At 58.7% G+C, this 25,930-nt stretch carries 15 protein-coding genes; 4 read left to right on the forward strand and 11 right to left on the reverse strand.

The genetic code is table 11. The annotated features are described in order from the left end of the window. Positions 1-62: 62 nt before the first annotated feature. From TX24_RS08190 to TX24_RS08205, 4 genes are all read right to left on the reverse strand, one after another. Positions 63-1,253 carry an EAL domain-containing response regulator gene (locus TX24_RS08190; RefSeq protein WP_078468076.1) on the reverse strand — a complete coding sequence of 397 codons (1,191 nt, stop codon included), beginning with the start codon at positions 1,251-1,253 and terminating at the stop codon, positions 63-65. 263 nt (positions 1,254-1,516) lie between these two features. Further along, the gene (locus TX24_RS08195; protein WP_057710112.1) at positions 1,517-6,679 is read right to left on the reverse strand and encodes a dermonecrotic toxin domain-containing protein; all 5,163 of its coding nucleotides are present in this window, start codon (positions 6,677-6,679) and stop codon (positions 1,517-1,519) included. An 85-nt stretch (positions 6,680-6,764) separates the two neighbouring features. Continuing rightward, positions 6,765-8,789, reverse strand: a complete 2,025-nt coding sequence (locus TX24_RS08200) for a M3 family metallopeptidase (RefSeq protein WP_057710113.1) — start codon at positions 8,787-8,789, stop codon at positions 6,765-6,767. 179 nt (positions 8,790-8,968) lie between these two features. Then, the gene (locus TX24_RS08205) at positions 8,969-10,219 is read right to left on the reverse strand and encodes an MFS transporter (protein ID WP_057710114.1); all 1,251 of its coding nucleotides are present in this window, start codon (positions 10,217-10,219) and stop codon (positions 8,969-8,971) included. Between the two features lie 102 nt (positions 10,220-10,321). Between TX24_RS08205 and TX24_RS08210 the strand changes: the two genes are divergently transcribed. From TX24_RS08210 to TX24_RS08220, 3 genes are all read left to right on the forward strand, one after another. Beyond that, complete coding sequence (locus tag TX24_RS08210) at positions 10,322-11,290, forward strand: AraC family transcriptional regulator (RefSeq protein WP_057710115.1); 969 nt, start codon at positions 10,322-10,324, stop codon at positions 11,288-11,290. Between the two features lie 221 nt (positions 11,291-11,511). After that, on the forward strand, positions 11,512-11,739 hold the full coding sequence (locus tag TX24_RS08215) for a hypothetical protein (RefSeq protein ID WP_034135298.1): 228 nt from the start codon (positions 11,512-11,514) through the stop codon (positions 11,737-11,739). 10 nt (positions 11,740-11,749) lie between these two features. Beyond that, a complete protein-coding gene (locus TX24_RS08220; RefSeq protein ID WP_057710116.1) occupies positions 11,750-12,538 on the forward strand; it encodes an N-formylglutamate amidohydrolase in 789 nt (262 codons plus the stop codon). Positions 12,539-12,546: 8 nt separating this feature from the next. Here the strand turns inward: TX24_RS08220 and tssM are convergent, their stop codons facing one another. From tssM to vasI, 7 genes are read right to left on the reverse strand one after another with little or no spacing between them, the layout of a single operon-like run. Continuing rightward, positions 12,547-16,185 (reverse strand): type VI secretion system membrane subunit TssM, encoded by a 3,639-nt coding sequence (gene tssM / locus TX24_RS08225; RefSeq protein WP_057710117.1) that lies wholly within the window; start codon positions 16,183-16,185, stop codon positions 12,547-12,549. A 20-nt stretch (positions 16,186-16,205) separates the two neighbouring features. Further along, a complete protein-coding gene (locus TX24_RS08230; protein WP_244175839.1) occupies positions 16,206-17,540 on the reverse strand; it encodes a T6SS immunity protein Tli4 family protein in 1,335 nt (444 codons plus the stop codon). Beyond that, positions 17,537-18,790, reverse strand: a complete 1,254-nt coding sequence (locus tag TX24_RS08235) for a T6SS immunity protein Tli4 family protein (RefSeq protein WP_057710118.1) — start codon at positions 18,788-18,790, stop codon at positions 17,537-17,539. The genes TX24_RS08230 and TX24_RS08235 overlap by 4 nt, the downstream gene beginning before the upstream one ends. After that, complete coding sequence (locus TX24_RS08240) at positions 18,778-20,583, reverse strand: esterase/lipase family protein (protein WP_057710119.1); 1,806 nt, start codon at positions 20,581-20,583, stop codon at positions 18,778-18,780. Before TX24_RS08240 ends, TX24_RS08235 begins: the two co-directional genes overlap by 13 nt. After that, positions 20,580-23,015: a type VI secretion system Vgr family protein gene (locus tag TX24_RS08245; protein WP_057710120.1), complete on the reverse strand. Its 2,436-nt coding sequence runs from the start codon at positions 23,013-23,015 to the stop codon at positions 20,580-20,582. Before TX24_RS08245 ends, TX24_RS08240 begins: the two co-directional genes overlap by 4 nt. A gap of 4 nt (positions 23,016-23,019) precedes the next feature. Then, on the reverse strand, positions 23,020-24,438 hold the full coding sequence (gene tssA, locus TX24_RS08250; protein ID WP_057710121.1) for a type VI secretion system protein TssA: 1,419 nt from the start codon (positions 24,436-24,438) through the stop codon (positions 23,020-23,022). Further along, complete coding sequence (gene vasI / locus TX24_RS08255; protein WP_244175841.1) at positions 24,426-25,094, reverse strand: type VI secretion system-associated protein VasI; 669 nt, start codon at positions 25,092-25,094, stop codon at positions 24,426-24,428. Before vasI ends, tssA begins: the two co-directional genes overlap by 13 nt. A gap of 332 nt (positions 25,095-25,426) precedes the next feature. On the opposite strand from vasI, the gene tssB reads away from it, so the two are divergent. Then, positions 25,427-25,930, forward strand: a complete 504-nt coding sequence (tssB, locus tag TX24_RS08260; protein WP_057710122.1) for a type VI secretion system contractile sheath small subunit — start codon at positions 25,427-25,429, stop codon at positions 25,928-25,930.

Consider the following 25,930-nt stretch of genomic DNA (forward strand, 5'->3'; position numbering starts at 1 on the left):
GATGCATGGCAAAGTTGCCTGAGATTTGTTTTCCCAGGCTCAAACGCTCGCCAGGCGCCGTCCTAGCCCGCAACGAAAGGCGCCTGCAACCACGTCAGCAGCTCATGGGACGACATTGGCTTGGCGTAGTAGAAACCTTGACCCTGTTCACACCCCATCTTGATCAGTGCGTGGCTCTCCTGCTGCTTGCTGACCCCTTCGATCACCAGCGTCATGTTCAGCGCGCGCGCCAGCGCCAGGGTGCTGGCAATCAGCGCTTTGCTACGCGGCTCATGAATGCTGCGGACAAACTCCCCGTCCAGTTTAATTTCGGTGAAGGGCAACTGGCAGAGCAGTTTCAGCGAGGAAAAGCCGACGGCAAAGTCATCGATCGACAGCCCGCACCCCATCACACGCAAGCGCAGCAAACCTTCCTGGACCCGCGGTTGAATCTCAAGCAGGCCATTCTCTGCCAGCTCGAAGGTCAGGTTCGCCGCGGATATGCCATAACGTTCCAATGCCTGGCGAATATGGTCGATGAGCCCCATCTCGCGTAATTGCGAAGCATGCAAGTTGAACGACATCTCCAGGGCCCGACCATCGCGCCGTAAGATACTCAGCAGGCTCAGGCCCTGCTCTAGTAACTGTGTGAACATCACGTCGATCAAGTCGTAAGCCAGGACGGCCGCCAGGAAATCCCTGGGCAGCAGCAAACCCTTGGTTGGGTGCTGCCAACGCGCCAGGACCTCGACCCCGGACACCTGACCATCGGCCAGCACAAACTTGGGCTGGAAAAATGCCCGGAATTCGCCCAGGGCCAGGCCGCGGCGAATGTCTTCTTCGTTAGGTAGCGCCGTCGCCGGCGAAGGTATCGAGGCGGTGATCGGGCATTGACGCTGGTAACGCAGCAGGACTTTGTGCAGCGCTTTGGACTGGATCGGCGTGCTGAGGGTACCGAGCAGTTGCAGACCGGAAAATGAGGCCATCTGTTCGATCGCCCGACGCAACTGCGGTTGGAAATCGCAATAGAGAATCACCGACCGGACCATCAAGAGCTGGCCCGCACAGTTAAGGAAGTCCAGGCAGTCCATGCCCTTGTGCGCCAAGTCGCACAAGGCCACATCCACCGCGCCCTGCCTTTGCAGCAAGGCCAAAGCCTGCTCGCCAGTGCTCGCCTGCAAAATATTGAGAACACCCAGTTGCTGCAGCGCGACGACCATCGCGTTGCGCTGAGCGGAGTGCTTTTCCAAAACTAGAATACGCAGTGAGATCATTTTTCGTTCGCTACTTCCGCCGAGCCAGGAAATAGTAGTTTGAAAGATGACGACTCAATGATGAGCAGGGTTGGGGAGCAGATACCTGTAGGAAATTTCCCAAGCACGGTATGGCTGTTTACGGCGATTCAGGTCGCACGAGCGGCCAGCCCGATCAATACCTACGGCACTGGGCATTGCCTGTCGCAGTTACCGATGCTGCGGGGCGCACGTCCCGCTCCCGCTACGATGCCCAGGGCAATCAGCTCTGGGAAAGAGCCCCACTATCTCTCTTTTCGACGTCCCAACAGTGCAATCAGGTAGGCGACGGAGTCGGCGTTGTTAAGTACCGTCAGGATGCGTTTAAGCGGATCGGTGCGGAAAACTCGCCGGGCATCGGCGAGGGTTTGGGTGCCGGTAACGGTGAGCAGCCTGTCGAGCACATGCTGTGTCGCCGTGCCCTGTGTAGGGTCTGTTTTGAGGCCGGTTGCAATATCGACAACCTGGAACAATTCATGGGTCGGGGTATTGAGCGACAGCCTTGAACGATGGCGGTTTTCCAGAGTTATTTTAGTGTTACGGCCCTCTGGGGTCTGGGGATCAATCAGGTCATCAAAGGGATGGGTGGAATGCACGTAAGCCAAGTCCAACGTCTCACATACATGATGAGTGATTTCGTGAATGAGGGTAGTCGCACGGGCATGGACGCTGACATAGAACGGTTTTATCAACAAATGACCGTATTTCAGACCTGGATTGAAAAACATCTCGGTCAAGTACACCAGTTGAAGGGGGTCAGGGACAATCGTAAAGGCCATCAACGTGTGCCCGCCCTGAAGAGCCGGCAACCGCGAACGGCCAATGACAAATCGCGTTGAGTCCGAGGAGGTCAGTGAGGGCTCCATCAACGCAGTGCAGACCGTATCGACGATCTCCTGAATTTTTTCAAGGTGTTCGACCTCGAGCGTCTGCAAGCCGAAAAACGCTTTGATCTGTTTAACGAGCTCAGGTGCAGCAAGGGGGGTTTGTGCGATCAGGCGCAAATTTTCCTGGGCGTTCTTTGCATAAAACGTCGCCAAGGCAAGTGCATCGGTGATAACCCAGGATTCCCGAGCGTAAAGCGCTCGTATCTCGCGCATCCCGCTGGCCAATACATTCATACTGGAGCGCGCAAATGGCTCGGAGTAGAAGCGATTAAGTAATCGTGCAAGTGTGCGTCGCCCCGTCAGCACTGGGCCGGCGCTACTGAGCATCCACTGTTGTCGAGGGTTGAGCTGTACCTCAGGACCGACTTCGCCATCACCGATGATGCGCCAACCCTGGCCATGCTTGATGACTTGGAACACTTTCCCTGCCACCGCCGCGTAGTAATGGTTGGAGGTCGATCGGTAAAGGTTGAGTGAGGTGTCTTTGATCAGGTTGGCCAAGCTCGGTTCAAGGACTTCGAAACGCTGGAGCCGGGTGCGGGAAGCAGCGGTAATGTCCAGCGCGGGCCAGGACACCACAGAGGCCGCAGGTGTGGAAGGCGGCGGGATCGGCTCGGGTGCCGGGGGCATGCCGCCCTCTGATACGGGAGGCATGGAATCGCGCAAACCGACCAGCAAGGCAACCCCTCCAATGAAATGCCCCAGTGCCTCATGCCATTGGTGGCTTTGCAGCTCTTCGGAAGATGCTTTGAACAGTTTGAAGCTCTGCCAGACCACCAAGGGGTAAGCCAGTTTTCCGGCAAAAAACACGATGGCCTGCTTCACTCCCTCAGAGAACACGGCCTTGGCCGTCTCCCAGGCGGTGCCTGCATCAGCGGTTTTTTGGCAGCCCAGCAGCGTTGTCAGCAGCTCGACATTGTCGGTATACAACTGGTTGAACAAGGGCGCGGTGATGGGGTTGGATGCCAGTTGGAGAGTGGTGTTGGCTTGGGGTTGCTCCAGTGCGCTGGTCAGTGCCGCGTGGTCAACGGCCGGGACCACCAGCCGAACCCAACGTTGTAAGGCACCAGAGGCTGTCAACTCGGCACGCAGTGCGGCCTCCACCGTGTATTCCTTAAGGGTGTAGCCTGGGCTATAGGGGGCATAAAGGACTAGAGGCCCCTCGTCACCCGAGGTGGGACCGATCAGGTAAACCCCAGGGATCTTGATCGTCTTCCTCCCTCCATCAACCAGCAGTTGCAAAGGGCGGATCATCGCGTTGGCATCCACCACTGTCGCACGAGCGATCGCATCGGGCATGTCCATGATCTGTTGAATGAGCCCGAAGGCCGCCGCTGAAAGCTGGCCTTGCAACCTCATGCCATGCGCGTATTGCATCAGTTGCCACGGCAGTTGCTTGGCGAATCGCGTAGAGCGTTGCGCAAAGTCCGAGCTGGCAGAGCCCAATGCGGATTGGATGTACGTTTGATAAGCCGCGTTGATGTTCAGCGCCTGTGTCCGCGTTTTCAGCGTCTGCCCATCCAGGGTGTCAGGCAGCGGCGTTGTCCCGGTGCTGGCGACGAGGGGCACCTCATCCTTCCAATACGATTGATGACTCAAGGCATAGTCCAGCAGCGACTGATTGCGGGCAGGTGTACTGCCCTGCCCCGGTAGCCCGACTTCGACGTCATCAGGTGCGACGCTGTCCTGAACATCAAGCGCCTTCAGTAAAGTGCGGAGTTTCTTGCGCGTGAACTGAGCCAGGGAGTCGATCCCGTGCAGGTAATCCTGATTGTCGGTGACATTGTTTCGATACTGCTCCAACAATTCGACATAGAGCTGTTGATCGACAGCACTGGCGTTGCCGAACCATTGCAAACCCTGTTGCAGGATCATGGCCCGGACCATGTCCATGGCACGCTGCACGTTGGTGGGCGCCAGGTTTTGTGTGGCTTGAACCTGCCACAGCTTACGCAACTGTTCGACCGACAGTTTCATGGACAGGATGTGCGTCAGCTCACGGTCTTTTTGTTGAGCATAGGTTCGTTGCAAGTGCTCGACGAGGTTATCCTCGATCAGTTCAAGGGAACTGAGCGCATAGCGCGGATGTGAATCCCAATCCGGTTGCGCCAGGTTCGCCAGGAAAGCCTGTCGTTCGTCCGGGATTGCCAGGCGTCGGTCCAGCTCTGCTTTGAAGTGACTCAATGAGTGGAAACTTTCCAGGCCCAACTCGGGTGTCCATAGCAGCGTGCGACCGCAATATTGAGGGTCAAGCCCACCGCGCTCGGTCAGCACGAAACAGTTATTGAGTACCAGCGGGGTACTCTGCCCAGTCGGTACGACCTGCAAAGAAAACGCATCAGGGCGGAACCCATTGACGCCAGTGCGTAAGTCTCTGGCGTAAATACCTAACACGGTCAAAAGCACTTCGTAGTCGAGAGGCAATAAAGCATTGTTCCAGAGCCTGACTTGCACTTCCCCTGTCAAGCCCATCTCCATTGCCTTTCTCAGCAAGGGTTGCATGTTGGGGGACACGCTGTGGGTTCTACACAGGTACTGTTTAAACCCACCGACTGCACTGTTGATCAACGTATTGAAGGTAGTGGCGTCCATGCCTGAGACCTTGGTGGCGGGTTTGCCAGGAGCAGTTGAATAGACGTGCGTGTTAAGCGGATCGATAAGTGGGCCCGCTTCGCCACATAAACGCGCCAGAAAATAGTCGACCATACTGCTCGATGAGAGCAGTTGAGGTTTGTCAGTGTCACTCGAAGGGTTGCTGTATTGGCGTACAGAGAGGCACGCGGCCTGCAAGTGTTGCTGCTTGATGGCGTGCAGTTTGGTATTGAGATAGGTGATAACGGAACGCTCCAGCGAGGGGCGAAACGATAGGTGTTGTTCGATTTCGGCGCTGACATTTTCGAGTAAATGCACAGTTGTGCGCATTGCAGCCAGCGTTGGTGGAATCCTGGGTTCAGTCACCGTCGCCGTCCAGGTCTCTGCCAACTGGGTACTCCAACGCCCCATGGGTTCGAAGGTCAGTAATGTGGGGTCAATCATGCCACGCACATCCAGCACATGATCAACCAGGGCGTCGAGGTCCATCGTGCCCTGGCTAAGGCGATACTGATCAAGGGCGTATTCAAGATTGCGACCTTGTTTTTCGACAATGCCCTCCATGATGCGTTGGAAAATAACCCCGGTGATGGGGGCTTTGGTGACGTCGCAAGCCAGCAGGTCTACTTCGTCATAGCGTTCCGGCCTGGATAGATGTGATCTCCAGGCATCCGCATGCTGCCGCGGGTTGAGACCATCAAGCAGGTGGGTTTTGAGTGCTCCCAACTCGGTAAACGATTGCAGGCCCTGGTGGGGGGTATAGAGCAGCCAGGGCGAGCCATCGTCGCTTTTGTTACTGCTGATGATGAGTGTGCCTGCCAGCTCGGCCGGGGCCTGTTCAGGCTCACTCAGCAGTGCCTTTTCAACATCGATCGCAGGAGCAAGCGTTGTCGCGGGCTGCGCAGCCTTGAGCGGCAAGGCCTGTAGTTGCAGACGCTGCTCAACCGTAATCGTAGTTTGCTGTTGTTGCTCCAACGCCACCGTGAAAAAGGCATTGGCCATAGCATGGGTAAAAAGTTGTAGTCGTGAGAGCCCTGCGGCGGCCGGCAGCGCCCAAAATGTCTTGGGCTGTTGCTTCATATAGGCTTTCAAGCCCCGGGCCAATCCTTGGACTGATACGTCCCAACGCAACTGAACATCAGCTTCCTGAGTAGGCTGCTGGGGGTTGTAATAGCGCCGGGTCTCCCCGGCAGGCCAGTCATTGGCGACGAAATACCTGAGCACGGTTTCGCTCAAGGAGCGGGTGGTCGTATGTCGGGGCGTTGGCGTATCAGAGTTGCCTGATTTTCGGGATGCATCGATGACATAACTCTGCACTTGGATGTGGTGCTGATCGCCCCCCGTAAAAGACTGCGTCAATTCAGTGCAAATGTATTCATCCAGCAGCGAAGTGAAACTGGGCAGTTTGAGCAGCTCCTCGCGCATCAAACGGGCATTGTCGAGCAGGTTGTTGGAGAGGGTCGTATGTTGTGCTTCGAAGACAGCGCCGGCCACGGTGTGTGCGGTAATCGTCAGGGTCGCAGTGGGGGTTAGGGTTAGTTGCTGGGAGATGGAAAGGTAATCAAGCAACGCTTGGCGCTGCGACGCGTCTTTGAGCCACGAACCCAGTTGCGTCTTGAGTGCTTCATGGCTTTCCAGCTTTTCCAGACCACGCGCTGGCGTATAGAGAATAACCCCACCTTCCGGGGCGGGGCTCATGACGAATGCACCTGCAAGTTCAATAGCCGGTTGACCGAGCACGTTCAGCTGCAGGGTCTGGACGTGCATCGGTGCTTTTTGTGCCTGGCGCAAAGCATCGGTGGCCAAGTAAACGGAATCGAACCAGTCAAGGTCCTTGAGGGTAAAGTTACGGGTGCGTTGGCGCTCGCTCAGTTGCGTGCGATCAGTTTGGGTTTCGCTGAAAAAATACGGTGGGGTGTCGGTGCTCATTGAATGCTCTCCATACCGGACTGGCTACTGAAAATCACTCTGGCGTTCCACGTTTCAGCTCAGGGGCTACATATGCACCAGCGCTTCATACCCCGGTGGAATGCCCGACACATCCCGCGCCGTCCCCCCGGAAAAGCGCAAGTGCGCTCAACAGAGTAACGGTATCGCCCTCAGTGATGAACGCGTCCCGGAAGGCTTTCCCGGTCTGCGGGTTGAACAGGCCATCACGCTCAAACCGCTCAAACGCCTGGCGGGCCAGAACGCCGGACCACGTGTAGGAATACAGTTTGGCGCCATAGCTACCCATCGGTTGTTCGAAACTGTTGATCGGACGAGCGCCATCAGGCCACTGCAAATGCCCGACTTCAACATTGGCGTCGGTGAATACTTCATGCGGTGTGCGCCCGTCGCCATAGGTGCGGTGCAACTCGAAGTCAACGAGGCCCGTGAGCAAAATACTGGCGGTTTCCTGACTGGTCTGGGTATGAGCAAATCGGCTCATTTGCGTCGCCATTTTGTCAGGCAAGGGATTTCCCGTCTGCACATGCCCGGATAGATAGATCAGGAACGACGGCGTAAGGCAGAACTGCTCCAGCACTAGGCCGAAGAACTCCGTCGTATCGTGGCTTAATTGGCCCATGCCCGAAATCGCCCGGTAGGGGGCGGCGGACAACAGATGCTGCAGGCAGTGTCCGAACTCATGCAATAGGACCCTCAATTGCAGGTGATCCAGCAAGCAAGGCTGGGCCGCCGTAGGTCGTGGCAACTGGCTGCGCAGCACGGCTATGGGCCGTTGTGGGCGCCCCTCGGCAGTCATTCGGTGATTGCGCAAGCCCATGGCGGCGCCAATTTCGCCGCCCGCCACGCGGCGATAAGGGTCAATAAACAAATGTCCAATCGGCTGCGCGTACTCCCTGAGTTCAAATACCCGCACATCCGGGTGCCAGGTATCGACCGTGGCTTGTTCAATCAGCTCAACGCCGAACAGCGTTTGGGTGAACGTGCACAAGCGTTGCAGCACTGTCTCCAACGGGAAGTAGAGGCGCACTGCGTCCTGGGAGACACCCGACACGTCCTGGCGAATTTTTTCCGCGAAAAAGTCGTAATCCCACGGTTCTAGCGCATCGACTCCCCGTTGCGCGGCATAGCGTTGCAGTTGTTGTGCATCATGGGCAAATGTCGTGCGTGCCTGATCAATCTGTTGATGCACACAGGCAGTGACCTCATCGGTCGTCTCCGCCATTTGTTCCACCAGCGCCAGCTCGGCGAAGTTGGCATAGCCCAGCAATTGTGCTTTCTGGTGACGACTGTCGAGCAACACGGTCAGAACCGCTTCATTGTCAGTGGCAATGGCGTCAGGCCCCGTGCCCACGGCACGGCTGTAGTAAGCCAGCATCATTTCCTGGCGCAAGGCTCTATGGTCGGCGTAGCTCATCACCTCCTGAAAGGATTGCTTCGAAAGGGTTAATAACCATCCCCCCAGGCCTGCGTCCCGAGCCGCGAACTCCATGCGCGCCAGGGCTGCGTCAGGTAGTCCGCTCAGCAGCGCCTTGTCTTGAATGTGCTTACGCCATGCGTCACTGGAGTCGCTCACACGACGCAGGAACTCGTGGCTGAATTCATCGATTTGCAGGTTCAACGCTTTCAGCCGTCGCTGCTTTTCAGGAGAAAGATCAAGGCCAGCCAAGTGGTACTTGCGCAATATTTTACGCAACGCGCTGTGGCGTTGTTCATTGAAAAGGGTCGCGATCGGGCTGTCGGCAAGTTGTCGGTGCAGTTGATACAGGTCGTTGTTCCCGGCCAACTCAACCCTGTACTGCATGGCCAGCTCATAACTGCGGTGTGATGCCAGCGTCCATGCAGGCCCTTGGGGGTGGGAGTCAAGCAGCTCGATGATTTTGAGAACGCCATCCAGGCGAGCCTCCAACGCCTCCACTGCTTGCACCAGGTCGTCCCAGGTGGGGAATGGCGTCTGGCTGGCAATGATCGTGGCGGTGGTGTTGCGACTTTCAGTGATGATCTGCTCAATGGCGGGCACCAAGTGTTCTGCTCGGATGGCAGAGAACGGTGGCAGGTCGTAGGGCAGTAACAGTGGATTGCTTTCAGGCATGAAGTCACTCTTCAAAGGTAGCTGTCGAAGCAGCCAGCCTAGGGAGTGAATCATCGTTGGATGGGATAGATAGGTATGGGTAATAGTCTGGTCGGCAGGCTAACTCAATCAACATCACACCTTGAGCCCCCGCCTTTGCGGGGGCTCTAGAGAAGGTCGAGGCGGTTTGAAAATCCGAATCAAAGGTGCAACGCGGGCTTGGACTCGCGAACGCCATGCACAGAAGGGACCCGAACACGCAGCGCAATCAGCACCGCAGCCAGCAGCATCAGCACCGCTGCCGCTATGAACACGCCCGCGCTGCCACCGAGGCTGAACACTGCACCGCCAGCGGCGGCGCCCGTGGCGATGGCGGACTGCACAGAGGCCACCACCATCCCCCCGGCGCTTTCCGCCTGATCAGGTACCGCGCTGGCGACCCAGTTCGACCACGCCACCGGCACACCGCCAAAGGCCAAGCCCCAGATTGCCAGCAGTACCGCCTGCCCCGGCAACGAGGGCGGCAACAGCACCAACGCCAGTGCTGCAACCCCGACCAGCACAGGCATTAACACCAGAGTGGCCAGCGGGTGACGCTCCAGCAACTTGCCGGCCAACAGTGTGCCGACGAAGTTCGCCACCCCGAAGCCCAGCAACATCAGCGACAGCCCTTGCGGGCCGATGCCGGTAGTGCCTTCAAGGAATGGCCGAACATAAGTGAACATCGCGAAGTGGCCGCTATGCACCAGTACACAACCGAACATCCCCATGGCGATGCCCGGGCGCTGCAACACGTCGAAAACCGTGCGCAGACGTGCCGGCCGGCGCGGCGCAAGGCGGGGCAAAGTCAATGACTGAAACGCCAGGGTCACCATGCCGACCGCCGCCGCTGCAAAGAACGCACTGCGCCAGCCATATAGCCCGCCCAGATAGCTGCCCAGCGGCACTGCAACGACCGTCCCGACGGCAATGCCGCTGAAAATGATCGAAAGCGCCCGAGGCAACAGCGCACTCGGCACCAAGCGCATCGCCACCGCCGCAGCCATGCTCCAGAACCCGCCAAGGGCAACCCCCAGCAAGATGCGCATCAACAGCAGCACCGCGAAGCTGGAAGAAACGGCGACCAACAGATTGGAGGCAACCATCAACGTGGAAAACCCCAACAACACCCAACGTCGGTCGATGCCGCGGGTCAGGCCTGGCACCAACAAACCGGCGAACAACGCTACCACTGCTGTCACCGTTACCGCCTGGCCAGCCAGCGCTTCGGACACGCCCAAATCAGTCGCCATCAGTGTTAACAAACTGGCCGGAAGGTACTCAGCGGTCAGTAACCCGAACACCCCCATTGCCAGCGAGAAGACGGCCATCCACGCGGGGGCCGCAGGCTCTGCATCCGAGAAGGCGTCGGGATGGCGGTTGGATACGGCATTACACACACAGTCAGTCATTACAGGGATCTCCCAATCATCATTGCGACACGCAGTCTAGGCGCGCGAATCTGGATGATCTATGATCCAAAATCTCTCATTTTTGACTAAAACACCTGAACAATGTCTGCAGAACCGTTTGCTCTTGCCTCGGATCTCATCAACGAGCTGTTGCGCGGCATGCGCCTGCGTGGCGTCGAATACCGGCGTATACAAACCAGTCCGAGTTTCGGTTTGGGCTTCGCTGAAAAACCTGGGCATGCCTGGTTCCATTTCATGGCCATCGGCAATGCGGTCCTGCGAATGGCGGACGGCACCACCTATGCGCTGTCTGCCGGCAACGCCGTGTTCATCTCCCATGGCGCGGCCCATCAACTGTATTCCCATGCGGACGTCGCCGTTCAGGACATCGACCGCCTAGACGGCGTCCCCCTCGGTGACACCGTGAGCGCGGTGCACACCGGAACCGATGCCAACCCAACGCCGAGCACCATTTTGTTCAGTGGTTGTATGGAGTTTGAACTGGGCAGCATCCATGGCCTCGGCAAACTGATGCCGGGCCTGATGTTGATTGATGCCGACGGCCAGCGCTACCCCGGGCTGGTGCCTATTCTGACCACCATGGAGCGCGAAGTCAGCGCCGCACGTGTGGGCTTCGCCGGTATCCTCGCGCGGTTGGCCGACGTGGTGGCCGCCATGATCGTTCGCGGCTGGGTGGAGTGTGCCTGCGGGAATGCCTCTGGCCTGGTCGCCGCTTTACGCGATCCACGCTTGGCCGGTGCACTGCTAGCGCTCCATCAACAACCGGGCCGCGACTGGACCGTTGCGCAATTGGCAGCGCAATGCAACACCTCACGCTCGGCCTTCGCGGACCGCTTCCAGGTGACGATTGGCATGACGCCGCTGCGCTATGTCACCGAACTGCGAATGCGGCTCGCAAGCCAGTGGCTGACCCTCGAAAGGCTGCCGATCGAAGAGGTAGCACAGCGCTTGGGCTATACATCCCAAGCCGCTTTCAGTCGCGCATTCAAGCGTATTACGGGCAAGACACCGGGGTTAAGTCGCAAGGTGAGGCAGCCCGCTGTTACTTGAAGCTGAGCGCACGTAGTCGACGGTCTGTGCCTCTGAATCATTTAACGCCCGTTACGTCGAGGAATGGGTCACGGCAGTGCACAACCGACTAAAGGACTGTCAAGTATGACAGTAGACGCCTGCAACGCCTCATCTGAGAATGAACGCCACGCGGCGAGAATCCCCAGCCTCTGATACTGGGCCAGCACGTTTGCCGCCAGCACTCGATGAGGGGCTCAGTCATGGAGATCACTGAATGCCGTGCCGCAGACAACGTCATCTTGACACTAAAGCAGCCGATGAACGCGCGACGCACACGCCTGCTGTGCGGTTATCTGCGCCAGATCAATCCGCCGGCCGAGTATTTGATCCTGGTCGAGGAATGGACGGCGCAAGCCCATTACGTGCAGTTCAACCAAATTACAGGGTGCGCGCGCATCACCAAAAAACTGCGGCCACACCCGGCCTGAGCATCTCCTCATGAACTTGCGCCCACGCGCCATCAGCGTAACGCTGGCGATCGGCTTGCTCACTACCATGGGAGTGGCACAGGCAGAACGCGCCCTCATCGAGCCGTCGCAGATACAAGAAGCGATAACGATTGAAACAGCGATCGAGGCTCAAAGTGCCACAGCCGCCCCCACCGACACCGCTTGGTATGCCGTCCTCAAAGGCAGTACGCCCGTCCTCATCACCGCGCCCCACGCCACGAAGCCCTATCGAGAAGGCAGCTATCGTTTTTCCGACGGCGCAGGCACGGCGGCGCTGGCCAAACTGCTCAATACCTTAACCTGCGCAACGGTCATTTATACCCAATACCGCAGCCCATCCGACCCCAACTACTACGACGACAATGCCTTCAAGGCCGAAGTCGCCGAGCTGATCAAACAGCACAAGCCCAAGCTATTGATTGACCTCCACGGCAGCAGCACCTCGCGCCCCTACGATGTCGACTTTGGCACCATGGAAGGGGCGTCGTTGCTGGGCCGCACGGATATCGTCCCTTCCTTGCGCAAAGCGTTGCGCAAGGAAGGGCTTCGCAACTTCTCAGACGACTACTTCCCTGCCGCCAAGCATCATACGCTCACACGATTTGCCTCCTCTCTTGGCGTTCCCAGCGTTCAGCTGGAAATCAACAGCACTTGGCTGCTTCCATCGCAGGGGGATATCTATGCCCAACGTTTCTCCCAATTGCTGCAAGGCCTTACCCGGTACATTCGAAATACAAATGACACTGAAAACGGTGCGTGTCGAGCGGGTGGTGTGTGATCGCTGACTTATGGACGCTCATCGCTGATAGCGGTTGCGGCGACACTTCCAACCTTGCTTGGGTCTCTCTTCGTCTGGCGCTCTTCAAGCAGGGTCCTCGGCAACACAAACCCTTCAAAACTGCGCTGAGTAATCGGGTTATTAGCCTTCTCTGCCCCAATCCGATAACGCATCAACCCATCGGCGACAGAAAAAGTCAGGTCTACGCTGGTGTCGGTGCGGCCATTGAGGTGCCCACGGCTGAGCAGGCGGAACAGCGACCACGGCCCGCGATAGCTCAGGCTGGCGGTGTTGCCGGTGCTGTGCACCAGGGTCAGTTGGCTGCCGTTGGTGTTGCCCAGGCTGTTGGGCCAGACCAGCCCGATGCGTTGCGGGGCGCCGTGTTGGTACGGGATAAGCTGGCCGTCGACGCTGAGCATGCTGCTCAGGCGGGTGGCGCTCAGGGCCAGAGGTTCGATGGTGAGTTGCACCGCGAGGTGGCCGCGATGGTTGAAGAAGGTATCGCGGATGCGCTCGATTTTTTTCAGCTGTTCCAGCACATCGCTGCGCACCAGGTAGCCGCCAAGGCTGTCGGAGTAAAGCGCATCGAGGTTGTCTTTGAGGAACACGTTCAGGTACTGATCATGGAATTGCTGCAAGCGTCCTTGTGGACCGAAGAAGGCCTCGAAATCATCCAGCGACGCATCCTCGCCACTGGCCTTGAACGGATAGCGGCCCGCCAGACGCTCGCGGTAGAAGCTGTAGATTTCGCTGTCCCAGCGTTTCTCCAGCTCGCGCAGAGCGGCAATCACCAGTACCTGAGACGTCTGGTCGGCAAGCTTTTTGACTTGCTGGTTCAGCGGTTCGGGCAGGCCCACGGCAACACGTTGCAGGTTGGCGATGGGGTCGGCGCCGCCCAGGGAGAAGCGGTTAAGCACGGTTTTAAGGGCGGCTTTGCCGGGGTCGGGATTGTCGTGCACGGCTTTGGCGTAGTCATAGACGGCGCTGACCGAGCGCAGGGTTTCTTCGTAGTAAGACGGCTGGTCGCCTCGTGCGTTGATCAGTTCTGAAAGACTGGAGAATGCGCGCCGAATCCCGGCCGCCTGTTGTTGCCCCTCAGACACCTTGTCGAGCTTGAGCGGCGCTTGCCCTTCAGCCAAGGGCACGGTCGGGTAGATCACGCTGTTGTCGCGCAGGGTTTCCAGCAAGCGTCGTAGCGGCGCGGCCGGGCCGGTGACTTGCTCCAATACCGCCACACCGTGGCTAAGGTCGTCGAAGTCGGTCACTGCAAACTGGTTCAACGCCCGCCGCCAGCTGTCCACGTAGTCGGCGCTGTACAGGGCGCGGATACGCTGGGTCAGCACGTTGCGGTCTTCGGCGGAGTAGTCCAGACGTTGTCGTTCGCCCAGTACCCACTGGTCGATCATTGCCAGTTCGATGATGCCCTCGGTGCCCGGTTCGAAATAGTCCTTGAAGCCCTTGGCGGTGAGCAGCGGCGGCAATTGCAGGCTGCTGCCCGCTTGATCGGTGTTCAGCGGACGGTAAACGATATCGAATGCCGGGCCGATCTCGTTGCGCAGGTCCAACGGGCGATGCAAACGTTCCAGAGCGTCCTGTTTGAGGCTCATATAGACCCGTTCGGCCATGGGCAACTGGCGCAGTTGCTGCTGCACTTGGGTAATGCGTTCGCGGTAGTGCGGCAGGTCGGCATCGGCGTATTTCAGCGCGTAGCCCAGGTGCCCCATCAGATCAGCCTGCAGCTGGCCCTGACCGGGATAGGCACGCTGCCATTGCTTGGCAACCCACTCTTCGACGATGGCCGCACGGCGGTTGGGGCGCTCTTCGAGCATACGGTACACGCGCAAGGCCGCCAGTTGCTTGTTGCTACCGGCGGGCGCCGCGTTGATGGCGTCGAGCACACCGCTGGCAATCGCCGGCAGGAAGCGCTTGGACAACAGATTCAGGTAGGCTTCGTCCACGGTGGGGCCAATCGCCCTGCCCTGGTACAAGCCCATGTCCGACAGCAACGGCCAGGCTTGGCGGTAGTCGCCATAGACCAGCACCGCATCACGGATCTGGTCCAGGGGCAGCAACAGGTTGCGCCCGGTGGGGTCGACCTTGGCGTCGATATCCCGCTCACTGAACTCCTGGCTCTTGGCCAATACGTTGGCCGCCTTGTCGCGGTTGATATTGAAGTAAAACTGCCAGGTGCCGATGGTCACCAAACATCCCAGGGACGCAACGCTGAACCCCGCGATCAACAGCCGACGCTTGCTGCGGGCCACCTTGATGTTGTCGCCCGCCAGCCCCGCTTCGGGGTAGATCACCCGCTGGAACAGTTGCTGGGCAAAGTAGATGGTCGTGCCACCGGCCGGTTTGACCTCCGGTGGCGGTGGCGGCAGTTGATACGCCTGCCCTGCTTCTTTGATGAAAGCATTGCTCAGAGTGCCCTGCTGCAACACCGAGGAAAAATACAGCCCGCGCACCAACGCGGGTGTGGTGAACCGATCACTGCCAAGCATTTCAGTCAGGAAACCAAACAACGCGCGGCGCAAGCCCGCCATCTGATGCATCAGCGCCTGCAAGCGATCACACTCATCCAACGTGCGCGCCTCCCGGGTGCTGTTGAAAACCTGTTCGCAGAGGCAATCAACAAAGGCTTGATACTGACGCGTCAGCTCCGCCAGCCAGGCATCAAAATCATCCACCGCGTCCAGGCTGAACGTGAAGCCCAGCAGGTCTTCGCGACCACTGCGCGATAACCTGGCGAAGAACTCTTCGAAGCCTTCCAGCAGGTCAAACTTGCTCAGCGTCACGTACACCGGCAAGCGCGTGCCCAATTGCCGCGTCAGCTCAAACAGCCGGGTGCGCAGCAGGTTAGCGTGGGCCTTGCGTTGTTCGGGACGTTGCGCCAACAAGACCTGTATATCAATTACCAGCACTACGCCGTTCAATGCCCGACGGCTGCGGTTACGCGTCAGCCAGTCGAGCAGGTGCGACCAAAGCCGCGCATGAGTGCCGGTGGGCAACACCGGCTTGAACTTGCCCTGCTGCTCGACGTTTTCAGCCGGTGAATCCGGGTGGCTGAGAAATTCACCCGGTGGGTCAATCAACACCGCCTCGTCCCCGATCCACCAATCCACCGGGTAGGCCAGTTGCTCTTCCTGAGCCCTGACCCCAGCCTTGGTCACATGAGACAACGAAAAGCTCTGGTTGGAGCGGGTGATCAGACTGGTCTTGCCGGCATTCTCCTCACCGAGCACCAGGTACCACGGCAGTTGATACAGTGAACGGCGGCGCTCCATATTATTCAGCAGGCTGCCCAGGCTGCGGTCCAACGCCCGCTCTTGAGCCTCGATATAAGGCAAGCAAGGGTCGGCTTGCACGGCAGCCTCATGCTGGCGTTCAACCTGCAAACGCTGATAACGCTCGCGCACGCGCCACGCCCAGATCAGCAGCGGCACCACGATCACCGCCACACTGGCCGAGACCCGCATCGCCCACTCGCCCAACGGTTGGCGCTCACGCCACGTCCACTGCGGGCCCAGCCACCAGATGGCGACCAGCAAGAACATCACCCCCAACAGCACCAACACCGGCCATGCCTGGTTGAATTGGCGCAGCACCGGCAGGCCCCAGCGTTTGAGGTAACTCCAGACTGTTTTCATGAATCGCTCCTAACGCTTTTTTAGAGTTCGTTGCTTACACACGGTGAACGCATCCCTGTTGCTCCCGCTGAACCACGCCCGGGGGCATGGCTTGCGTTTTCAACGCTGGCGATGAATTCATGGAGGATGCGTTTGCTTTCGACAGCCTCCTTGACACTGGGGCCGCGACTGTTGGCCTCAGGGTCCGGTCTGGGCGCGACCGCGCCGTAGCGGATGCGTACGGATTTGAGGATTGCGTCCCACACGGCCATGGCTTCGTAGTCGGTGAGCGAGGGGTTGACGGGTTCTGGTGACGCGGGTTGTTGCCAGAGAGGTAGTTCGTAGCCTTTGTTGGCGAATTCGGGCAGGGTCCAGCGAACCAAATCCTCTGGTTCGTCGGGGCCGATCGGTTCGGCTTTCATACCTCCAGCCGACATGCGAAAGTTCATGCTCGGGCGACTTAGCGATGGATCCTCACGATAGTTTTCGGCTCCGAAGAGGAGTTGACGATGAGTATCGTCGCTGAAGCCAATCAGGGATTCTTCCGCCGACATTCCCGCAAGAGTGATCTTCTTCGTGCGCAGATTTTCATAATCACCTGCGAGGAAAACCCGTGCGCCTTCCTCGGTCCGGGTTTTTATGCTCTTCGTTTGACTAGGCGATAAAGCATTGATGTAAATTTCCAGCGAAATATCAGAGGCAGGCGGACTGAACTCAAAGCTTGCGATCTCCTGATCGTGGTGACTTCGGATCACAATCGGCCCCAGGGCAAAGCCTGCACCGGCTTTCTCAGGTGCAATTTTGAATATCTCCTTGGACAGCTTTGACAGGCGCGCTTCAACCGGTGCGGTGTTTCCTTTAAAGGAGTCAGCCCGAAGCATGACGTAAGCGTCATCGACCAGCAGGTGGAGTTCGTGGACGAAGGTCTGGCGCTGGGTTTTACGCATGTAGTACTGCAACATGGCACTTTGCGGTGTATCAACCCTGGCGGAAACCAACATCGGTATATCGTTCATCTCATCATTCTTGACCGCCGCGATTCTACTGGCTCGCTCACGTATAGCTGTGTCAAAACGTTCCCGCGTCACGCCCTCTCCCAGCACACGTACTTCAACAGACGCATGATCGGCGCCCAGCCCGTAGTAGAGCTTCACGTCGCCGCCACCACTCCAGTTGGCCGGCAAATCAATCAAACCTCGGCCCAACGCCCAGGTGCGCATGTTGCTGGTCAATTCGTGCACGGTTTGTTTCTCCTGTTCACTGGGTTGTTTGAAGGCCGCGCAGCCCGTGAGCAACGCGAGCGTCAAGCACATGAAAAGAAGCTGGGGGGCTTTAGAATGAAGGCGGCCAAAAGAAAGCCGATGGGCGCTATTCATTGATCGCTATCCCCTGGTAATGACCTACGTTTTTCCAAGCTGGCAATGAACTCATCGAGGATGCGCTTGCTTTCGGCAGCTTCTTCGGCACTGGGCCCGCGAATGTTGGCCCAGGGGTCCGGCTTGGGCGCGACCGAGCCGTAGCGGATGCGTACGGATTTGAGGATCGCGTCCCACACGGCCATGGCTTCGTAGTCGGTGAGCGAGGGGTTGACGGGTTCCGGTGACGCGGGTCGTTGCCAGAGAGGCCGCTCGTAGCCTTTGTTGGCGAATTGGGGAAGGGTCCAGCGCACAAGATCCCTGGGTTTATCAGGATCTATGGCGGTACGCTTCTTTCCGCCTGCCGATAGGCGAATACTCATAGCTGGACGGCTTAGGGATGGGTTATCTCGATAGTTCTCGCTGACGAAAAGTATTTGACGATGTGTGTCATCACTGAAGCCGATCAAGGATTCTTCGGCTTGCATTCCGGCTAATGTGATTTGGCCCATCCGCAGTTGTTCATAATCGCCTGCGAGGAATATTTTCCCGTCTTTTTGGGTTCGGACATGCAAACGTTCTCCATCATCAGGTGATAAGGCGTTGTAGTAGACGTTCAGCGATACGTCTGAAGCGGGGGGGCGAAAATAGAAACTGGCGATCTCATGGTCGTGATGACTGCGAATGACAATGGAGCCCAGTGCAAAGCCTGCGCCTGCGGTTTCAGGGGTGACTTTGAAGATTTCTTTTGAAAGCTTTAACAGACGATCTTCAACAGGGGCGGTATTACCCTTGAAGGAGTCAGCTCGGAGCATGACGTAGACGTCATCGACCAGCAGGTGGAGTTCGTGAACGAAAGTCTGACGCGGTGTGGGACGCCGATAGTATTGCAACATGACACTTTGCGGTGTCTGCGCTTTGGCTGACACCAGCATTGATACGTCATCCATCTCATAGTTTTTGACCGCGGCGATCCTGCTGGCCCGTTCCTGCAAGGCCGCGGAAAAGCGTTGCTGTGACACCCCCTCGCCCAACACCCGCACTTCAACGGATGCATGATCGGCCCCCAGCCCGTAGTACAACTTCACATCCCCGCCCCCCGTCCAGTTGGCGGGCAAATCTATCAGCCCACGGCCCAGCGCCCAGGTGCGCATGTTGCTGGTCAACTCGTGCACGGTTTGTTTCTCCTGTTCACTGGGTTGTCTGAAAGTGGTGCAACCTGCAAGCGATCCAAGCAGCAGGCATGTAAAAAAAACGGTCAGCCTGCGCATAGAGGCCTCTTGGCTTTCGCCGCGATCTTGATCAGGGAGTAGAGGGTGAATTGCTGAGTGAGCGGGTTGGCGTAGGACGCTTCATGATCGAACCCTGGGGCCTGCACTTGCTGGCGGACAGAACCCTGGCGGACCTGCCTGATTGGCGCGCGGCCGGAGCTCACCGGTACGGTGCCGTCGCCAGCGCCGTCCTGCATACGGCAATGCAGTTCCCAATAGCTGGTCTGCACGGTCTTCACTGGCGCATTGGGGTCACCGCGTGGGGGCATTACGCTTTCGGCTTGCCCGCCTACGTACAACGGGCTTCGCCCGTCGTCACGCACCTCATGCATTTGCAAGCTGGACACCGTGAAGGCGTCCGGGCTTGAGGCATAAGGGCCATTGAGGCGAGACCCACGACGCATCTCCCAGGTGATGGCTTCGAAACTGGGGTGCTTATCGTCGTTGCCGTAGTAAACGTAGGTTTGAGGGTGGTAAGACCCAGCAATATCCTGGTGAAACTCTTTTGCGCTCCGGATGTTATTCGCGAAATCTTTCCAAGTAATCGGATCTCCATCCTTCGGTGCCAACCACTCCTCGCGCAACAATCCCCACCAACGGTCACGGCGTAGATAAATCTCTTCGTAAGGATCCTTTACCGGTTGACGCGGCATAGCCGGGGCTCCGCGCTCGTCAATCAGCCGCAGCCAGCCCGGGGCATAGTCCTGGGTGGGCAGCAATTGCAAGGCACCGGGTGCCTGCGCAAATACAGCGGTGACCTCCTGGCCGGTGGGGCCAATGACCGCGCCGGCAATGGGGTCTTCGTCGCGCATGCCGACCTTGCAGCGACGGTAAGCGACCGGCGCCCCGATGGCGGGCATCACGCCGTGCACGACGCCGGCAATTTTGTCGGCCATACCCGGTAGCTGCGCGCATCGCCGTGCCACCAGCCCGCCCATGGAGTGGGTAACCAGAATCACCTGTTGGCAGTTGCGACCGTACTGCTGCATGAGTTCATCAATACGCTCAGCCAGCCTTGACGCGGCCTCCTCGTTGGAGTCCAGCCAGTTGTAACCACAGGCATGCACCGGCATGCGGTAGCCACCACGCGCCGCCAACTCGTCCGACATAATCGACGGCAACTGCGCCGCCAGGTTAACGCCCAACCCGGGCATGGCGATGGGCATTTCGGGTTTCAACTCGGTGACTTGAACTGGGCCGGGCTCGATACTGCGGGTATGCAGATGCTCAGGCCGAATGTCGAATTGCGGCCATTTGTGCGGCATGAATTCGCTGTTAAGGGTGTCTTCCAGCCACAGAAGAAATGCGTGATAGCTGGTTTCGCTAACTTCGCCCCACCCGCGCTCTCTATAACGCAGGGTCAAGGCCAGGGCAGCCTTTTTCCTGTCCCGTTCCGGCTGGGTAATGACCGTGCCTACGGCTAGTTTGGGCACCGCTCCTTCGTTATCTACTTCCACCTTGTCAGGATGCAACAAGCGTTGCCGCACTCCTGGCTTTTTGTTGAACCAATTTGTGGCCAACCATATGTTCTTACCCATAAACCCGGCATCCAACCGCCAGACAGGCACCCCCTCCTCTCCCGAATCTTCACTTTCCTGCTCCGCAGGCTTGCTCTTCAAATTCGACCCCATAATCCCCGGCACAAAGATCACCGGCAGCACGCCATCCGGCGGCAATATGCAGTGCACCGGATCGGTGATATGGCTGGGCGTGAGGGTCCAGGTATGCACGGGGTTGCCCCGCGCGTTGTAGTGCATGGGGGCGACACGGGGGGTCGTCGGGCTATCGGTCATATGGGGTCTCCGTTTTCAAGCCATTCCAATGTCAACCCTTCCAGCGTCATGCCCTGTTGCAGGGTGACGTAGCCTTCGCCATCAGTGCGGCCTTCGAAGCGTGCGCCGTCTTTGCGAACCAAGGCGTAGGCACGGTTGCGCATGGGTTGACCGTTGAAAAAGGGTTGAAAGCGTTCGTTGAACGAGGTGCTGGGCCAGCTGTTGAGTTGCGTCGCGGCATGGCTGGGGTCAATGAAGTGTTTGTTCGCAGCCTTCACAATGAAATCGCCGGGCATGCCCAGCTCGATATTGCCGCCCTGCATCTTGATGTAGGCCCCGCCGCACAGCAGGGTGATGTGTTTGTCCGCCGCCACCAGCACGTGTTGCTGGCTGGCGCTGATTTCCACGCTCTGATCTGCTTGCACCTGGATGCTGTTGTGCTGGGCCTGCAGCAGCAGTTGACCGTTCTGGGCGATATGGCGCATGTCACCGCCCTGGGCGAACAGGCCCAGCTCGTCACCCGCGTTAATCACCACTTTTTTACCGGCGGTCAGTTGCAGGTTTTGTTGCGCGACGCTGTCGATGTGTTCGCCTGCGCCTATGGCAATGCTGCGGGATGTGGCGGCAGCAATACCCGCGGGCCCGCTCAGGACGATGATGGGCTGCGCGCCAGTGCCTGTGCCGTTGGGCTGGTCATTGGCGCCCTGCCCCAGGGTGTTGACGGCCTCGGTGAGGGCCTGTTGCGGTTGCCAATCCTGAGCAATGCCTTGGGCAACCTCAGCCGAACTGCCTAACTGCTTGGCCAACGCCAGGGCGGTTTGCAGCACCTCAATGACTTGCTGGCGCTCCAGGTGGCCCGCAGCGGCCTTCAGTTGTGCTTCAGCAGTCAGCAATAAACCTTTTGCTGCGCGCAACGCACCGTGCCCATCCGTACGTAACTCAAACCCCTCCCCCCTGGGTTTACCGCCACCGTAATGGCGAGGATGAGTGAGGTAACCCAGATGCAGCGCGCTATGCTCGTGATCACTCATCAACGCCGCGCTGATTTGCGCCGTAGTGTCGTCAATGCGCAGCTCATTGGCGCGGGTCCCCTTGAATTCGCGACTTTTGGTTGTCGCTACGGCGTTGAGCTTAGGGAGCTCGTAGGGCGGCAAATTGGTCTCGCGATAAGTCCGGCCTGTGGCGATGGGCTGGTCCGGGTCACCATCCAGAAAGCTGATGATCAGTTCCTGATCCACGCGCGGCACGGCCATGGCGCCCCAGGTCGCACCGGCCCAACCCTGCGCCACACGAATCCAGCACGAGCTCTGATCGTTGTTTTTGTCCGCACGATCCCACGGGAATTGCACCTTGACCCGGCCCCATTCATCGCAATAGATCTCTTCCCCTGGCGGGCCGACCACGGTGGCGATTTGTGGGCCGTCGATGCAGGGTTTGTCGCGCAGCGGGGCTTTCCAATCCGAGGTCCAGCGGATGGCGCTGGCGGTCATTTCATAAGAAGTGCCGTGGTCGCTGCCGAACGCCTCTTCCTGCAAGCTGGTGTGCTGTTTGCCTTCGTGGGTGATGGCGATGGTGCGCCAACGGTCGTTGAAGTCTTCGCGGGGATGCTCGTTGAGATCGAACGTCAGTCCCGGTTGCAGGCGTGCATCGTCACCGACCAGGTGCGCCAGTTTGGCGTCATTGCGCAGTGCGGTGAGTCGAGTCTTGGTGAAGGGTTTGCCGGCGATGTCGCGCTTGTAGCGCGGGTGGGTGAAGGTGTAATCGCGCTGTACCTGCACGGCGGTGCGTACCTGTTCGGTGTAGTGGAAGCGGGTTAACGCCGGTTCCGTGGCGTCACCCCCCGCCATTGGCTGATAGATCACTGGGCAATCGGTATGGGTCCCAATGGTGCCCAGGCCACCAACACGGTCGGTGAGGACGAGGGTGTGGCCGTCGGCGCGGTGTTCGAAGGCGTAGAGCAGGCCCTCTTCGGCGGCGAGGCGGCTGATGAAGGCGAGGTCGGTTTCACCGGCCTGTACGCAGTATTCGCGTCGTTGATGCTCAAAGCAGATTTCGCTGCGGATGTCGGATAGCCGATGCTCTGCAAGCACGCTGGCGATGATGTCGGGCACGGTCTGGCCTTGGAAAATTCGCCAGTTGGAACGCAGGTCGAAACGCGCCAGGGTCGGTTCGACTACCGCGGTGTAGTGGGTGCGACGAAAGCCGGTGTCGCCCTGGGTGAACAGGCTGACCAGGCCGTGCACGTAGCGCACTGGGGCTTCGCCGCGCCAGATCGTGAACAGCCCCGCCAGGTCGAGCACGTTATTGAAGTCGATGGCGGCGTTGTGGCTGGCCAGTTCCAGGGTGAGCTTGAACGGCTTTGACAGGCTTTCATCGAGCTTGAAAGAGACCACGTCGAAGGGGTCGCTTTTCAAGGGCTCGAAGGTAAAACGCAAGTCGCTTTGGCGGGGCACGTGACTAGTCCTTACGTTCACTGATAATGGTTGCCACCTTCTGATACAACTCCGGCTCCCACCCCTGCGCCGTGGTCTCGCGCATCAACCGTGCAACGTTGGCGTACAGGTCGTCCGCCAGCCACGACAGGCCACGGGATGCCAGCAGGTCGGCGGCAATCACCGTGGCGTAGCTGCGCTGGCGCGGGGCCTCATGGGCAGCGTGCAGTTCCTGCAGGCGCAGCAGCACCCGCTCGACGCCTTCAGTGTTGAGTTGAGCGGCCAGCTCGTCGCGCAGGCCAGCGTATTCCTGCACGGGGCTGCCCGCCGTTTGTGCCTGGTCGGCGCCTGTGATCCAAGCCTGGGTCTGTGCATCCACGAACGGCGTACCGTCGCTGAAGCACAACTCCAGCAAGGCCGGTAAACGGCAGACAAAACGTTCGCAGGTTTGGCGAATGGCGCCGGCCACCTCTTCCATCGCCAGGCGCGAGGCGACCTGGGCGGCCAGGTAACTGCCGCGCAGCCAGTACGGCGAGGCGCACACGCTTTTTTCGATGCGCAGTAACAGGTTCGGCTCAATGGCGTTGTGGTTAAGCGCATCCTGATAACCGTCGACGATATCTTTGGGCACGGCGGTCAGTTCGGTGCGCCGGTCTCGGACGATTGAAGGCGCGGTGCGCAGATGCGACCACAGACCGAAGCGGCGCAATTGGTAGCCGGTGGGGTCGTAAGGGTCTTGCTGGTTGATCTGCTCGGCCATGTTCAACACCGCACGGCGTTGTTCACGTTCGTTACTGGGCGCTTGCGGTTTAGGCGGGCTGAAAAAGGCTGCGTCCAGGGCGCCGCTGGCGGTGGGCATACGGGCAGGCGCGTTCACCGCGGCCGGCTCGCTGTATTTGTCCAACTGCCGTTGCAAGGCGTCCAACGCTGCGGGGTCGAGCTTGGCGCTGTCGACGCACTGTTGCAGGCTGGCCAGCGCCCGTTGCGCCGCTGCTTGGTAAGCCGGTTCAAAACTGCTGCGCTCCAGGGCCGGCAGCACCTGGCCCAGGTCCTCCAGCAGCCGCTGCACCTGCTTGCGCTTGTTCAAGTAACCGGTGGGGCCGGGTTTGGGGTAGGCGTTGTCCCAATACTGTTCGACCATACCCGCAATCAGCCCGAGGGCATCGGCCCAGCGCACCCACTGGCGGGTACGCAACCAGACCACTTGCAGATGGCCGACAATGCGCCAGTGCTTGCACTGGGTCGCCAGGTAGTCGCGGGAGGCTTCATCGATGTAGGGCCAGTCGATATCGCTCTCGCGCAAGCCGCCCAGCTTGACCATCTCCTGGTCGATGGCCTGGTAGGTTTCGTCCTCTACATCGAAATCCCCGGCAGGTTGCCCGGGGTCAATGGGGGCCAGCAGCCGCTCGACGATGTCGACCGGAACGTCGATCACCAACGACATGCCTGGCGCTCCTGTTCGATCAATTCGCCCAGCCCCTCGGCGTCGAATATCAGGCCGTGCAGCCTTGGATAGTCGCTCTCCAGGCGCAAGCGCTGGCCACCGCCCATGTTGCGCAACAGGGCAATCGCCTGCAGCCCGCGCCCGGCATCGACCACCAGGCCGGCGTCGTCCAGCACCTGCCATTGATAAGCTGCGGATACGGGGCGCTCATCCTTGAACAGTTGAATGCGTATTTTGTTGGGCTTGGCCGGTTCATCGAGCACCAATTGCAGGCGCGAGATTTTCGACTCGCAGCTGATGGCCAAATAGGGCCGTGGCGGCAGTGCCCCCAAGGCCGGCGCCGAGATCACCAGCCGTGGTGGCTGGTCGTTGTCCGGCGCCGGGAATGACGACAACAGAAAGCGCTGATCCTCAGGCTGGCGCTTGGCCTCATTGCGCTGTACCAGGTCGACAATCGGCAGCACCCGGCTCAGCGTACGCGGCGCAGGCGGATGGTGGATGGGCGTGCCGGCAGCCAGGTCAAAGCATTCCAGGCGTTTGAGTGGGGACACGATCGCCGGGCAATCCTGTGCCATCGGCATTGCGTGTATGTGCGGGGCAATCAGCATTGCTGCCAGGCCCCCTACCCAACGCCAACGTTGCGATCCTTTGCGCATCAACGCCTCCCCCTACATTATCAATAAATTCAACTTTTGCTATTGAACCAAGGCGATCACTCATCTTCGAACACAGCAACTTTTCATGAACTTATATAAATAACGAACTGGCAAGCCAGAGGCATCATTTTTTTTGCAACACCCTCAAATACCAGATATACCCCTCAGATAACAAAACCTGACAGTGTATGAATTTTCTCAATCCAAACATAAACATTAAACAGTAATTTTTCTTACATCCAAGTACCACGAAACGAATCGGCTTCGTCCGACATGACTTTTTCTGAAACATGGGCTTTTAATAGCGCCACCTTCAAAAAAGGATTTTTCCCATGTCGAAATCCCAAAGTTCTGTCGCGCCTAAAGAACGCATCAATATCAAGTACGTGCCGGCTACAGGCGACCAACAAGCCGAAGTCGAGCTACCGCTGAAGTTACTGGTCACCGGCGACTTCAAAGGCCACGGCGAACTAAGCGCTCTTGAAGATAGACCATCCATTCGGATAGATAAAGACACCTTCAATGAAGTCCTTACCAAAGCAGAAGTTGCCTTGGACATGGCGGTCCCGTCGGTACTGAACAACGATCACGACACCGACTTGAATGTGAAACTTCAATTCAAAAACATCAATGACTTCGGCCCTGACGCCATTGCTCGCCAAGTACCCGAGCTGAACAAATTGCTGGAACTACGCGAAGCCTTGGTTGCGCTCAAGGGACCAATGGGCAACGTACCTGCCTTTCGCAAGCACCTGCAAAACCTGCTGACCGATGAAACCGCCCGCCAACGCCTGGCCAGCGAACTGAACCTGGTGCTTGACGCGCCAAACAACTGA

Origin of the sequence: Pseudomonas lactis (assembly GCF_001439845.1) — a bacterium.
GTDB classification, from domain to species: Bacteria; Pseudomonadota; Gammaproteobacteria; order Pseudomonadales; family Pseudomonadaceae; genus Aquipseudomonas; species Aquipseudomonas lactis.

Coding starts and splice junctions, on each gene's coding strand:
- TX24_RS08215 (WP_034135298.1), top strand. CDS start 11,512: ATGGAGATCACTGAATGCCGTGCCGCAGACAACGTCATCTTGACACTA.
- tssM (WP_057710117.1), bottom strand. CDS start 16,185: ATGAAAACAGTCTGGAGTTACCTCAAACGCTGGGGCCTGCCGGTGCTG.
- TX24_RS08220 (WP_057710116.1), top strand. CDS start 11,750: ATGAACTTGCGCCCACGCGCCATCAGCGTAACGCTGGCGATCGGCTTG.
- TX24_RS08210 (WP_057710115.1), top strand. CDS start 10,322: ATGTCTGCAGAACCGTTTGCTCTTGCCTCGGATCTCATCAACGAGCTG.
- TX24_RS08200 (WP_057710113.1), bottom strand. CDS start 8,789: ATGCCTGAAAGCAATCCACTGTTACTGCCCTACGACCTGCCACCGTTC.
- TX24_RS08235 (WP_057710118.1), bottom strand. CDS start 18,790: ATGCGCAGGCTGACCGTTTTTTTTACATGCCTGCTGCTTGGATCGCTT.
- vasI (WP_244175841.1), bottom strand. CDS start 25,094: ATGCGCAAAGGATCGCAACGTTGGCGTTGGGTAGGGGGCCTGGCAGCA.
- TX24_RS08205 (WP_057710114.1), bottom strand. CDS start 10,219: ATGACTGACTGTGTGTGTAATGCCGTATCCAACCGCCATCCCGACGCC.
- tssB (WP_057710122.1), top strand. CDS start 25,427: ATGTCGAAATCCCAAAGTTCTGTCGCGCCTAAAGAACGCATCAATATC.
- TX24_RS08190 (WP_078468076.1), bottom strand. CDS start 1,253: ATGATCTCACTGCGTATTCTAGTTTTGGAAAAGCACTCCGCTCAGCGC.
- tssA (WP_057710121.1), bottom strand. CDS start 24,438: ATGTCGTTGGTGATCGACGTTCCGGTCGACATCGTCGAGCGGCTGCTG.
- TX24_RS08195 (WP_057710112.1), bottom strand. CDS start 6,679: ATGAGCACCGACACCCCACCGTATTTTTTCAGCGAAACCCAAACTGAT.
- TX24_RS08240 (WP_057710119.1), bottom strand. CDS start 20,583: ATGACCGATAGCCCGACGACCCCCCGTGTCGCCCCCATGCACTACAAC.
- TX24_RS08230 (WP_244175839.1), bottom strand. CDS start 17,540: ATGAATAGCGCCCATCGGCTTTCTTTTGGCCGCCTTCATTCTAAAGCC.